12 protein-coding genes are annotated in these 12,604 nt (G+C 45.2%); all 12 read right to left on the bottom strand.

Annotation, left to right across the window (positions count from 1 at the left end; all coding sequences use genetic code 11):
* Window positions 1-14: 14 nt before the first annotated feature.
* The gene (locus LAQ65_RS14170; RefSeq protein WP_224117632.1) at window positions 15-1,058 is read right to left on the bottom strand and encodes an FAD:protein FMN transferase; all 1,044 of its coding nucleotides are present in this window, start codon (window positions 1,056-1,058) and stop codon (window positions 15-17) included.
* Window positions 1,055-2,248, bottom strand: a complete 1,194-nt coding sequence (gene nagA / locus LAQ65_RS14165) for an N-acetylglucosamine-6-phosphate deacetylase (RefSeq protein WP_224117631.1) — start codon at window positions 2,246-2,248, stop codon at window positions 1,055-1,057. Before nagA ends, LAQ65_RS14170 begins: the two co-directional genes overlap by 4 nt.
* On the bottom strand, window positions 2,227-3,549 hold the full coding sequence (locus LAQ65_RS14160) for a sugar MFS transporter (protein ID WP_224117630.1): 1,323 nt from the start codon (window positions 3,547-3,549) through the stop codon (window positions 2,227-2,229). The genes nagA and LAQ65_RS14160 overlap by 22 nt, the downstream gene beginning before the upstream one ends.
* The gene (locus LAQ65_RS14155) at window positions 3,546-4,298 is read right to left on the bottom strand and encodes a glucosamine-6-phosphate deaminase (protein WP_224117629.1); all 753 of its coding nucleotides are present in this window, start codon (window positions 4,296-4,298) and stop codon (window positions 3,546-3,548) included. The genes LAQ65_RS14160 and LAQ65_RS14155 overlap by 4 nt, the downstream gene beginning before the upstream one ends.
* Window positions 4,299-4,321: 23 nt before the next feature.
* Window positions 4,322-5,725, bottom strand: a complete 1,404-nt coding sequence (locus LAQ65_RS14150; RefSeq protein WP_224117628.1) for a Gfo/Idh/MocA family protein — start codon at window positions 5,723-5,725, stop codon at window positions 4,322-4,324.
* A gap of 32 nt (window positions 5,726-5,757) precedes the next feature.
* The gene (locus LAQ65_RS14145) at window positions 5,758-7,053 is read right to left on the bottom strand and encodes a dienelactone hydrolase family protein (protein ID WP_224117627.1); all 1,296 of its coding nucleotides are present in this window, start codon (window positions 7,051-7,053) and stop codon (window positions 5,758-5,760) included.
* 58 nt (window positions 7,054-7,111) lie between these two features.
* Window positions 7,112-8,299 (bottom strand): M20 metallopeptidase family protein, encoded by a 1,188-nt coding sequence (locus LAQ65_RS14140; RefSeq protein ID WP_317196999.1) that lies wholly within the window; start codon window positions 8,297-8,299, stop codon window positions 7,112-7,114.
* Window positions 8,286-9,317 (bottom strand): dihydrodipicolinate synthase family protein, encoded by a 1,032-nt coding sequence (locus tag LAQ65_RS14135; protein WP_224117626.1) that lies wholly within the window; start codon window positions 9,315-9,317, stop codon window positions 8,286-8,288. Before LAQ65_RS14135 ends, LAQ65_RS14140 begins: the two co-directional genes overlap by 14 nt.
* 10 nt (window positions 9,318-9,327) lie before the next feature.
* Window positions 9,328-10,344 (bottom strand): NAD-dependent epimerase/dehydratase family protein, encoded by a 1,017-nt coding sequence (locus tag LAQ65_RS14130; RefSeq protein ID WP_224117625.1) that lies wholly within the window; start codon window positions 10,342-10,344, stop codon window positions 9,328-9,330.
* A 24-nt stretch (window positions 10,345-10,368) separates the two neighbouring features.
* The gene (locus LAQ65_RS14125) at window positions 10,369-11,583 is read right to left on the bottom strand and encodes a Gfo/Idh/MocA family protein (RefSeq protein ID WP_224117624.1); all 1,215 of its coding nucleotides are present in this window, start codon (window positions 11,581-11,583) and stop codon (window positions 10,369-10,371) included.
* Between the two features lie 118 nt (window positions 11,584-11,701).
* Window positions 11,702-12,001 (bottom strand): hypothetical protein, encoded by a 300-nt coding sequence (locus tag LAQ65_RS14120; RefSeq protein ID WP_224117623.1) that lies wholly within the window; start codon window positions 11,999-12,001, stop codon window positions 11,702-11,704.
* Window positions 12,002-12,082: 81 nt separating this feature from the next.
* On the bottom strand, window positions 12,083-12,439 hold the full coding sequence (locus tag LAQ65_RS14115; RefSeq protein WP_224117622.1) for a hypothetical protein: 357 nt from the start codon (window positions 12,437-12,439) through the stop codon (window positions 12,083-12,085).
* Window positions 12,440-12,604 lie beyond the last annotated feature (165 nt).

The raw sequence follows: 12,604 nt of genomic DNA, 5'->3' as shown, positions 1-12,604 counted from the left end.
TTTAATTCCAAAAACTAATCCTGTGCCTTTCGGGGAATATTATTTACAAACAATTTATTAAAGCCTTTTGTAGCAGTATCGGCAACCAGCCCGTTTCCATTATGATAGATAAAATAAGCTTCCATTTCCTTGTGCTGTGCTAAAAATTGAAATGCCTGCTCCAATCCCATTCCCATTAAAGCATTATCATAACCATCGGCAGTAGTCGCATCTTTTGCGTAGACAGTTACACTGATCAGTTCATTTTGAACAGGGTAACCAGACTTAGGGTTAATGAGGTGGGAAATAACCTTCCCATTGCTTTCATAATAGCGCCGGTAATTACCGGATGTGGTTACTGCACCACGATCAACCTGGATGACCCGCTTTACTACCACATCGTTAGAACCATGTTCAGGCGGACTTTCAATGCCAACACTAAAAGGAATATTCCCTGGTTGTTTATGGCCTTTTATCCTTAGTTCGCCGCCTACTTCAACGATGTAGTTTTGGATGCCCTTCTTTTCAAAATAATCAGCAAGCACATCTACTGTATACCCCTGCCCTATGCCGTTTACATCAATTTTCACACAAGGCATTTTTTTAACCAGCCGGTCTTGCTGAAAGAATATTTTATCTGAACCAACGCAGGCTAAAATTGATTTTATGCTTGCCGAATCAGGCATTGCTGCAATTTTTTTCGTCCCGAAACCCCATTCCCTGACCAGCGGATATACGGTTATATCAGAAATACCATTGGTTGCCTTATAAATAATAAGCGATTGCTTTACTACCCGCCCTAAATGCATACCCGGTGCTATTTCAAGGACAGCCTCATTAAATTTGCTGATCGTTGAATAAGGCTTGTAAACCGAAAGGGAACTGTCGATACTATTGAAAATACTGTCCACCTCAAATTTAGTAACCAGGCTATCCTTTGCATAGTAGCTTATGCTATACGTTGTACCCTGGGCAAAACCTGCAATATGGAAAGCGCTGAAGTTTTCTCCGGCAATATTATGGCTTGCAGCACATGAAACCAGGAACAGGAAGAACCACACAAAACGCTGCTGCCTCATAGCTTCTGGAATAAAACCCGGCCATTAACGATTGTTGTCTCAACAGAAATGCCTTCATCAAAAATGACGATATCGGCATCTTTACCAACTGCAATTTCTCCCTTCCTGTCCAGCACACCCATAATACGGGCGGGAGTAGCCGACATCATTTTAACAGCATCGGCAACCGAAACACCAGCCAAAGCAATCATGGTTCTCACCAAGCGGTCCGTAGTTGCAACACTACCTGCAAATGAAGTCCGGTCCGGCAATTTCGCCACACCATCTTCAACAATTACTTTCAGCCCGATGTGCTCGTTACCCAAAATACTTTCGCTAACATCAGTACCCGCTGCCCGCATGGCATCGGTGATCAATGCAATCCGGTCGGCGCCTTTTATTTTAAAAATCAGTTTAAGTAATGGAGCCGGCAGGTGGGCGCCATCGGCAATAACCTCCACATCCATCTCGTCAATTAAAAAGGCGCTTTCAATAACACCGGCATAACGATAAGCATTCCTGCGTGTTACGCCAGACATGCCAGAATACAAATGGGTAGCCAGGGTATATCCATTATCGAATGCCTTAATCACTTCTTCATAAACAGCATCAGTATGCGCCAGGGCAGGTAAAACGCCATGGGATTTTATGTACCTCCCAAATTCAATAGCGCCTTCCAGTTCAGGGGCGGCACTCCAGCGTTTGATGCAGGAAACCTGCGACAGGATATCTTTATATTCTTGCGGGTCAGGATTTCTTATAAAGCGCGGATCCTGCGCACCCCGCTGGTTCATGGCAAAATAAGGACCTTCCAGGTGCATCCCCAGGAACTGTGCGCCATGGATATTTTTATGGTTTACTTTTTCATACACCGCCAGTGTTTCCAGGATTTCTTCTTTTGATCCGGTGAGCGTTGTAGGCACCATTGCCGTGGTTCCGTAGCGCACATGTGTTTCCGCGATTTTCAGAAAAGCAGTTTCTGAAGCATCCATAAAATCATGGCCACCACCGCCATGGACATGGATATCAATAAAACCCGGGGAAACATATTTTCCTTTTGCATCAATTTCAATTGCGGCTTCGAATTCAATATCCCTGTCACTGATAGCGGCAATGGCACCTTCGATGATCAGTACTGTACCACCGGGAATAATTCCTGATGGTGTCAGTATTTTACCATTAACGATTTTTAAATTTTGCGCAAATTCCATACTCTTATTTTATGTCCGTGAAAAGCATAAAACCCCAGGTAAAGGTAACAGGGAAACAAGACCCAGTAGGCACTCCTGGCAGAAAAGAAGTCGGCGAAATAGCCATACACTAATGGCAGGATAGCATTCCCGCATAAACCCATAATCATAATAGAAGCGCCAAGTTTTGTAAACCGGCCTAACCCATCCAGGGCCAGTGGCCAGATGCCGGCCCATACCAATGAGTTGGCAAATCCCAATAAGACCACAAACCAGATTGAGATATCCGTGGCATGGCCGAAAACAACAACCGGCATGCTGGTGAAAAGGATGCAAAGTGTAAACAGGGCACCCAATAGTGTACATACCCGCAATGCATTAACCTGGCTGATAAATTTCGGGATACAGGCTATTCCCAGTATATACCCGAAAATCGTTGCAGCCAGGGTATAAGATGGAAACACTTTGGCTTCCAGCAGGTCAATATGCATTGAATTGGCATAACCGATTATGGTATCAATCGCAATAACCTGTGTACCCACATGGAGGAAAATACCAATAGCACCCAGTATCAAGTGCGGGAACTGGAAGATGTTTGTTTTCCCCGCATTGGCAAGCGCCAGTTCAGTAGTTTCCTGTTCCGTATTAATTTCTGGCAGGGGCGAAAAGCGAACCATTAAACCAAGCCCAAACAGCACTGTACCCACCACTGCATAAGGAATAATCACCCTCCTGACCAGTTCATCCAAAACGACATTTCTTTGTACGGAATGCATGGAAGCCAGTTCCTTAAACAGGCCGGTATCCGTTGCTTTAAGTATTACCGCTGCAAATACCAGTGGCGCAAGAATTCCGGCGCCCTTATTACAGATACCCATGATGCTGATCCGCTGCGCTGCACTTTCCTTTGGCCCCAGTACCGTTATATAGGGATTAGCAGCAGTCTGCAGGATGGATAACCCGGTGCCCAGCATAAACAGTCCCAACAGGAAAACAGCATAAGTGCGGGAGTAAGCAGCCGGCAAAAAAACAAATGCGCCGGCAGACATCACCCAGAACCCGATCATCATTCCTTTCTTAAATCCAATTCTTTTCAGCAGGTAGGAAGCCGGCACGGACATAATAAAATAAGAAATATAAAAGGCGAATGTAACCAGGTAGGACTGGAAATTTGTCAATTCGCAGGCGATCTTGAAATAAGGAATCAAAATTGAATTAACCCAGGAAACAAAGCCAAAAATAAAAAACAGTAACCCGATGATCAGGATAGATACAATGGTTTGCCTCTTTGTAAGGGAACTAATCTCTACCTGGCTGGTCATTGGGTTATTTTTTGACTGGAAAGCAAGGCAGCGGAATTATGATCTAAATAAAACCGGCAATTGGCATGCGTTTGCAAAATGCTTGCAGGATAAAGATTACTTACTTCCCGTTCAACTGAATTCTTAACAGCAATTGCTTTTCGGCTATCCGGCACTGAACAGATAATTGCTTCAGCTTTCAGGATTTGCTTAACAGACATACTGATTGCCTTGAGCGGCACTTCTTCCAGGGAACCAAACCAGCCTTCACCCAGTTGCTGTTTCCTGCAGGGCTCATCGAGGTTCACAATTATATAAGCAGCTTCTGTATCAAAATCTGCAGGTGGATCATTAAATGCCAGGTGGCCATTTTCCCCGATGCCTACCAAAGCCACATCAATTTTATGCGTGGAAAGAATATGGTGCAGGCGCGCACATTCGCCAGCGGGATCCGCTTCGCCATTTACCAGGTAAGCAGCTTTCAGCGGTGGCACTTTGGCCAGGAAACGTTCTTTCAAATACTTCCTGAAACTGGCCGGGTGTGATTCGGGCAAACCAATATATTCATCCAGGTGAAACATGGTCACCTTATTCCATTCAATATCCTTTTCACTGATTAATTGGTTTAAGGTTTCAAACTGGCTTGCCCCGGTTGCCAGGATAATATTGGCAGTCCCGTTCCTGCGTATCGCATCACGAATTAACTGCGCGGCTGCAGCACCTGCTGCCTTACCCAGTTCTTTCGGATTTTGTAGTACATAAACATCCATAATAATAATCTGCTCTTGGTTATTTAAATTTTTACTTCAGTAGTTCCGCCTGTGCTTAATGAAATATCAACCGGCCGGTTTGTTTTCCAGGAACCAGCGGTGAAGTCAGGGATATCAATTGAATTAGACCGGTTGGCAACAGACTTTTCACTCAATGGCGCAATGGAACTCCAGAGTGCTGCATCGTATACATCCATATCCACCGGCAAGCCATTGCGCAGGCAATCAATAGTCCGCCAGTCCATCAGGAAATCCATTCCTCCGTGACCGCCAACCTGCTTAGCCATCTCCCCCACTTTATTTACTATCGGTGCCGTATACTTGCTTTCCAGGTTTTTAAATTCTTCTTCCGTAACCCAGCCTTCGTGGCCAAAAGCAATTTTACCGGGCAACGGATATTTCAGGCAGGAACCTTTTGTACCGCTGATCTTATGTATCCGGGAATAAACATTGGGAGAAGTAACATCATGCTGCAGCATAATGGTGCGGCCCTTATTGGTACGGATGGTGGTCGTATTCATATTTCCACGGAACTTCTTACCGGCAAATGGTTTATAAAAATCATCCTTAGCGGCCAGTTCATTTGCCATAGCTGCCATCTGGAAATCATTACCAGAAACAGCCACCAGGAAATCCATTTTATCACCCCGGTTAATATCCATTGCCTGGGCTACAGGCCCCAGTCCATGGGTCGGGTACAAATTTCCATTCCTGAAATTCTCTTTTAAGCGCCAGGAATTATAATACTTGTCCTTAGAAAAATTGCCTTCCAGCAAAGTATGGATATAGGCACCTTCGCCATGGACAATTTCGCCAAAGAGTCCCTGCCGGGCCATATTCAACGTAAGCAATTCAAAGAAATCATAGCAGCAATTCTCCAGTATGATACAATGCTTTTTGGTTTTCTCGGAGGTCTCCACCAATTGCCAGCACTCTTCCAGTGTTTTAGCAGCCGGCACTTCAACGCAAACATGTTTGCCCTGGTTCATGGCATAAACTGCCATAGGAGTATGTAAACTCCAGGGAGTGGCAATGTACACCAGGTCAATATCCTTACGGTCGCAAAGTTTTTTCCATTCGTCTTCCTTACCGGTATATATATCCGCATTATGCGTGGTATCTTTCAGCAATTGTTTTGCGGCGGCAGCTTTTTCAGGGCGCAAATCGCATAATGCCTTAATATCTGTTCCCCCGATATGGATCATTCGTTCAACGGCAGCCGGGCCTCGATTGCCCAGGCCAATAAAACCAATCCGGACTGTTTCAATTTTAGGCGCAGCATAACCGCTCATATTAAAATGCTGGAAACTGGTATTGATTAACCGCTCATCAATTGGGGCGGCATACCCCCTTACTACAGCCGGACCAGCCATTCCGATGCAGGCAAGTCCACTCGTTTTTAAAAAATCCCTGCGATTTGTTTTCATTGAATGTTTTTACAAATTATTATAATAGAATTTTATGCTTTCAGCCATTTATCAAACCAATTAAAAGCCTCTGCCTGCATAGCCTTATCAAATTTGTGCGGACCGGGATAATAAGAACATTTGTAATGATCAGTGGCGCCAGCCTTCTGGTACACTTCGCCCAGAATTTTGTCTGCGGCTTTCATTTCCTCAAGGGTATATAATTCATCTTCGGTGTCATTCAGCACCAGGGTTGGCAGTGGAACACGCAAGCCCAGTATCTCCGGAAAGTCCAATTCATTGGGAAGTACCGGCACATAGGTCATCCAGGTATGGGTGGGTGCTTTATTCAGCACAAAATCTTTCCAGGTAGTCATAAACCCTATGCAAACCGCGCATTTGATCCGGTCATCCTGCCCGGCCATAAATACAGTACGCATACCCCCACCCGATAGTCCGCCGCAGCCAATATTCTTTGCATCAACATCAGGCCGGGCGCATAAAATATCAAGCGCTTTCCTGTCCTCTGCGAAGAACACGCCGGGCCAGGTGGTACCGGCGCTGAACAATGATTTGGCCATAATATGTTCATGATCCGAGGCCCATGCGTTATACGCATTTATATGCTCAGGGTTTTCAGGATCATCGTCAGACAATCCCTTCCGCAGGTATTCCGGCACATCTTTTAATAAAACCCGCCGGCTCGCGAAAGGAAATGCATCCGATACGAGTACAACATACCCACGTTTGGCAACTTCATTTGCCCAGGCCAAATCTTCATAATAGGCTTTCTGGTGTTCAGCCATCATCGGGTGGAATTCCCCGGATGTGCGGGTTATTTTCCTTGTCCCAAAATATTTCACCCCGCCATGGTCGTGAAAAGCAAGAATGCCCGGCAATTTGCCTTTAGCATTAAGAGGTTTCAGGAGAATGGCATCTGTTGGCGGCCCGTATGGTAATTGCCAGCTCAGTTCCTCAATATGCAACCCGTCATAGGCATATTGCCTTTTAACAGTTACAGCTGGAACAGCGCCGGTATCCGGAATGGCTAACCGCTCCGTTAACCGCTTGCGGGCCATTTTTTTCCAGGCATCAAGATTTGTGACATCCTTTTTCCGGAAGGACAAGGATGGCAGGTTATGTTCCGTTAAGCCAGCGGCCCATTTACCATAAGCGCCAATGACACTGGTGTTTTCATCCTTCAGCAAAGTATTTTCCACGGCAGATAATTTTTCCGGACTGTTATGAATATTTAATGATGAACCGAAACTATTTAAGAAACTCCCGCTCACCCAGCCGAGTCCGGTCAGGCTGCCAAATTTTATAAAATCCCTTCGTTTGCTTTTCATGCCCGCTGTTTTTTAAAGAATTTTAAAATCATTGCTTTTGAAATAATATTATCTGACTTCAGTTTCCCAAACTCTTTACAGCTATATACGTCATTAGCCCGGTACTGACAGCTAATGCCTCTTCATCAATATTAAATGTCTGGGTATGCAATGAAGATTGAATTCCTTTTTCTGTATTACCCACACCTAACAGGTAAAAGCAGGCATCTGCCGCTTGGGAATAATAGGCGAAGTCTTCAGCAGCCATCCAGATATCGGCATCCAGCACATTTTCCTTGCCCAGGAATTCGCGGGCATATTCCTGCACCTTTCCAGTAAGGATTTCCTCATTGATCAAAAAAGGGTAACCCCGGCCAATGTTAAATTCACAGCTACCGCCCATGCTTTCAGCGATATCTTCTGCCATTTTTTTCATGAGCCGGTGGGCTTCATTGCGCCAGTTTTCATCCATTGTCCGGAAAGTGCCTTCCATGTACACTTCATCGGGTATAATATTAATAGCGCCATTGGCAATTTGCTTACCAAAAGACAAAACTGTTGGCATAACCGGGTTTGCCATGCGGCTGACAATTTGTTGTAACGCAACAATAATATGGGCCGCAATTAAAACCGGGTCGATATTCTGGGCCGGTTGTGCTGCGTGCCCGCCTTTACCACGAACCCTAACAATAAGTTCATCCATGGAAGCCATATGCCTGCCCTTTCTTAGCGCAATTTTCCCGGCAGGAATTGAAGGCATTACGTGCTGACCGATAACAGCCTGGGGAACCGGGTTATCCAGTACGCCTTCTTTAATCATGATACTGGCGCCACCCGGCAATTTTTCTTCTGCAGGCTGAAAGATCAGTTTAACTGTGCCGCCAAAATCATTCCTTATAGCTTGTAAAATAGTTGCGACGCCCAACAGGGAAGCAGTGTGTGCATCATGGCCGCAGGCGTGCATAACACCGATGTTACAGGACCTGAAATCAATATCATTCGCTTCAGTAATTGGCAGGGCGTCCATATCGGCGCGCAAAGCAACAACACGGTCAGAAGGCCGGTCGCCTTTTATGATAGCAACCACGCCGGTATTGGCAACAGGTTGCCAGGCTACGCCCATGCCATCCAAAGCCTTCTTTACAAATGCGCTGGTTTCATATTCATGGAAAGACAATTCAGGATGGGCATGAAGGTGCCTCCTGTTGGCAACAACCATGCTATTGATGGCTGCAGCTTTTTCTTTTATTTTATCAATCAGCATCATCTATAAACCAGGGATATTGTGCATAAATACGGTCAATTTCGGCAGATTGCCCGGGGGAAAGTATTTCATCGGGATTCAGGCACCAAATACCCTCCAGCAATCCCTGCCGCCTTAATGCTTCATGAATACCGGGGATACATCCTTTAAAAGAATTATTCGCATCAAATATAACTGCGTTCATATCCGTCACTGCAATCCCTTTAGCCAATAAGTCTTCAATTCCGGTGTAATTACCGGCAATACAATCTTTGATTTCCCGGAAGAGTGCAACAGCTTTTTTGGTCCATACAGCCCAGTGGCCAAGCAGGCCACCAACAAATCTTTTTTCAATCCATTCACCGTTGATATTAAACCGGTAAGGGGTAAGCAGGTCGGCAACAATATTATCGTCATTCCCGGTATATAAAGCGATGTCATTCCTCCTGGAAGAATTGCAAACGGCCCTTACGACATCCAGAGTCTGGTAACGATTAAATGCAGCCACTTTGATCGCAAAAACATTGGGTATTTCTGCGAATTCCCTCCAGAAACCATAACTCAGGATCCTGCCACCAACAGCAGGCTGCAAATAAAATCCGAATACCGGGATGATTGCTGCAACAGCTTCTACCCGTTTGATTAATTCTGCTTCAGTAAGGGTTGACAGGCCGCCCATGCTAACAAGGCCCAGGTGATAACCATATTTCACCGCCAGTTCCGCTTCGCGGACTGCAATATCTGTTGGCCCGACAATTCCCGCAACCTTAATAAAAGGCCTTCCCGGGTCAGTCCTTTCAATTTCATCTGCAGCCAACTGCAAAACCGGCTCCAAGAGGTTTATTCCGGGTTTCCTGATTTCAAATTGCGTGGTATGGACGCCAACAGCCACGCCACCTGCACCACTTGCCATATAATAACGGGTAAGGGCCCTTTGCCTCTTTTCATCCAGGAATAAATTCCTGTCCAGCGCCAATGGATGCGCCGGTATTACAGTACCCTGTTGCAACAAATTATAAATGGCCTGGTCGGTTGTTTTCACTTTTAGTATTTTAAAATTGTCCTTCCCTTTCCTGGAAATGCGTTGGTTTGTTGATGGTCTTCCCGCCCTGGTTGACCCATTCCGCCAAAAGACCTATCATTTGTTTTAAGGTGACGCGCGGATATCCAAACAACCGGAACGATTCCGCTGCATTACTCAATAAAGCTGTTGGCTTTTCTTCATTTATAAATTGGGGTGTTTTACCAAACAGCTTCCCGAATTCCTGGGCAGCCCATCTTACTGAAACTGTTTCAGGCCCGGTAATATTTACAATTTTCGGAGGGACAGCACAATGCAGTAAAGCCCGCAAGGCTATTTCATTGGCATCACCCTGCCAGATAACATTAACATGGCCCATACCAAGATCAACAGGCCTTCCTTCATTCACTGATTTCGCGATTTCAAGCAGTACCCCATAGCTCAGGTCAACTGCATAATTCAACCGGTAAATAAATAAAGGTGTTGCATATTTAGCGGCAGCGTATTGGAACAGGCGTTCACGCCCCAGGCAGGATTGCGCATACTCACCCAATGGACCGGGAGGGTGGTCTTCGGCCAAACCACCGAGGGAAACAGCTGACAATGGGTACACGTTCCCGGTTGAAAAAACAACGATCCTGGAATGCCTGTATTTTTCAGCAACACGTCCGGGCAGGTAAACATTCATTGCCCAGGTATATGCTTCCTTGCCGGTGGTGCCGAATTTCTGGCCGGCGAGGTAAAGTATATTTTTTGCATCAGGCAGTTGTTGCAGTTGGCCATCATCCAGTAAATCTGCAGAACAGGTTTCAATTCCTGCAAGTTCCAATTCATTTTGCAGTCCGGGTTCCGAAAAACGGGAGACGGCAGTCACCTTCTTTGGGATGCCGGCTTTATCAATCGCCTTCCTGGCGAGCTTTGCCAGGGCCGGACCCATTTTACCACCGGCACCTAAAATAATAATATCACCATCCAGTTTTTTAATATCGGCGACCAGTGCATCTGAAGGCTCTAATAAATCCTGGTACACCTGTTGGATGGAATTCATAAATTAATTTTAATAGCGTGATAATTAAATGGCATAGCCCGGTTTCCATTCCTGGAGTGAACCGGTATCCATGGCTGCATTGCCCATGTGTATTGCAATAGATGTTTCAGCTGCCGTCACCACATTGGAAACAGTCTTTTTATTATTCCGGATACAGTCAAAAAAATCCTGCAAAGCATAGGTAGTTGGTTCAACGATCTCCTCACCAGGTTTGGCAAACGCAATTTCGACAGGCTTTCCCTGTGTTATCGCTTCAATGGTTGCACCGGTAACACCATCCACAATACCTCTTTTATTTTCTGTTGATTCAGCATAAATAAATGCCTTCTCCCTTTGAATATCTACTGTAGCCTTATCACCTAATATCCTGATATTATAGCCATTAAAGGCGTTTGATAAAACGGAAGTGAAACTGGCTTTCACGCCATTAGGGTACTCATATATAGTCCGCACATTATCGTAGGTATCGCGACCATCCTTCCAGTAATTCACACTGCCCATGCCCACAACTTTAAGCGGATGGCTATCGGTTAAATAATTAACCATATCGATTTCATGGGCACATAATTCAGAAAGCGGGCCGCCACAGTATTCCCGGTACATTCGCCAGTTTATCTGCCGTTCCAGTTTCGGGTCACTAACCGGGTTGCGCCAATTAGAATTCCGGTTATACTGGCATTCGAAATGGGTAACCTTACCCAGCCAGTTACTGGCCATTACCTCTTTAATTTTCTGGTACAATCCATAATACCGGTACTGGTAACCTACCTGGAAAACAAGTTTTGATTCTTTCACTTTTTTCACCAACTGCAAGGTCTGGGGAATATCATAAGTCATGGATTTTTCCAGGTAAACATGTTTACCCGCGTCTAATGCATCTGCGGCCATGGGAAAATGCAGGTAAAGTGGTGTGGCGATTATTACCACATCAACATTTTTATCTTCCAGTAATTTCCTGTAATCAGTATATGCTTTAGCGCCTTTGCCGGCAATCTTCATCCCATCCTGCAAATGCGCGGGCAGGATATCGCAACAGGCTACCAATTCTATAGAAGGCAATTCCTTAATGAGTCCGGCTAATCCACAGCCACGGCTACCCGCACCAATCAGTCCAACCCTGATGGATTTCAGACCCGGACCTGCTGAGGCAAAAGCAGGAAGTCCCAAAGCAGTTATTCCAGATGCAGTGATGGCAGTTGTTGCAATAAATTTCCTGCGGGAAATATTTCTCTCGTTCATTGAAGGATTTTTAAGGAACCGGGGGTAATATTTAAATTTCCGGGTACGTACCCGAATTTACCGCAATAATTGATTTTGCCAAAATATGATGACGGGTTTCGGCCTGTTACATCATTGGTTATTTGGTACTGTCATTGCTATAATAGCCTTTAGGTGCAGAAGGCTTCCTGCCAATAAGCTGTATCCGGGTTACCGGTGGCAACTTTTTATTATTGTCACCAATTGAATAGTATCCTTTTTTCACAACAGGGAAACTGGCTGTGTCTGCTTCCAGGTTAACCGGACTTTTTATTGCGGGAAGTTTACCGGATTTCCCGGAAATGGAATAGTATCCTTTGGGGGAGGGACTGCCTTGTGAAAAACCCCTCGTGATGCTTATAGTAAATATGCTGAAGAATAAAATAATTACCTGTTTCATAGTAAAATGCATTGAATGATGAGAATAGCGGAATATCCGGCCAGGAATGCATGTCAGGAAAAATTTGTCATTCAATGATTCCTACAGTAAATGTGAGCAATAATGCTGGTAGCGTTCCTTGTAAATGGCTATTACGGAAATGCCGGATTTGATATCAGTACCAAAACCCGGGGAGGCCTGGCCAATTGCGCCAAAAACAGACATGCCTGGTGAGCTGCTTTTACTGACCCTGGTTTTCCCATCGATAACAGATCTTCCGGCAACGGATTTGCCGGGTAGTATTCCGGCCTTTTTCGGGCCTGCGGATTTGTCAAAATGCAATTGGTGAAAACCTGCAGCAGTATTGCCTGAATGAAATACAAGCGCATTTCCCCAACCGGAAAAAATACAGACCAGGTAAACCAGTCCCAGGGCAAGAACTGAAAAATGCTTTTTCATTGGAACCAAAAATACTGCGGCAAGCTGGCAGAATGAATTAACAGCCTGTTAAAACAATGCATTACTCTAAATGGGCAGTAAGTTATCCTTTAATCGATTGCGGAAAAAACTGAGCCGGGCCGAAGGATTTTTTCATTTATCCCGTCTAAGCATTTGGACAAGACT

Source organism: Flavihumibacter profundi, assembly GCF_020076305.1.
GTDB lineage: Bacteria > Bacteroidota > Bacteroidia > Chitinophagales > Chitinophagaceae > Flavihumibacter > Flavihumibacter profundi.
Note: the sequence above shows the minus strand (reverse complement) of the source record. Positions and strands in the feature narration are given on the sequence as shown.

Bases quoted from the DNA above. Each gene is read 5' to 3' on its own strand.
- LAQ65_RS14150 (WP_224117628.1), bottom strand. From the start codon at position 5,725: ATGAAAACAAATCGCAGGGATTTTTTAAAAACGAGTGGACTTGCCTGC.
- LAQ65_RS14115 (WP_224117622.1), bottom strand. From the start codon at position 12,439: ATGAAAAAGCATTTTTCAGTTCTTGCCCTGGGACTGGTTTACCTGGTC.
- LAQ65_RS14130 (WP_224117625.1), bottom strand. From the start codon at position 10,344: ATGAATTCCATCCAACAGGTGTACCAGGATTTATTAGAGCCTTCAGAT.
- LAQ65_RS14160 (WP_224117630.1), bottom strand. From the start codon at position 3,549: ATGACCAGCCAGGTAGAGATTAGTTCCCTTACAAAGAGGCAAACCATT.
- LAQ65_RS14140 (WP_317196999.1), bottom strand. From the start codon at position 8,299: ATGATGCTGATTGATAAAATAAAAGAAAAAGCTGCAGCCATCAATAGC.
- nagA (WP_224117631.1), bottom strand. From the start codon at position 2,248: ATGGAATTTGCGCAAAATTTAAAAATCGTTAATGGTAAAATACTGACA.
- LAQ65_RS14125 (WP_224117624.1), bottom strand. From the start codon at position 11,583: ATGAACGAGAGAAATATTTCCCGCAGGAAATTTATTGCAACAACTGCC.
- LAQ65_RS14120 (WP_224117623.1), bottom strand. From the start codon at position 12,001: ATGAAACAGGTAATTATTTTATTCTTCAGCATATTTACTATAAGCATC.
- LAQ65_RS14170 (WP_224117632.1), bottom strand. From the start codon at position 1,058: ATGAGGCAGCAGCGTTTTGTGTGGTTCTTCCTGTTCCTGGTTTCATGT.
- LAQ65_RS14155 (WP_224117629.1), bottom strand. From the start codon at position 4,298: ATGGATGTTTATGTACTACAAAATCCGAAAGAACTGGGTAAGGCAGCA.
- LAQ65_RS14145 (WP_224117627.1), bottom strand. From the start codon at position 7,053: ATGAAAAGCAAACGAAGGGATTTTATAAAATTTGGCAGCCTGACCGGA.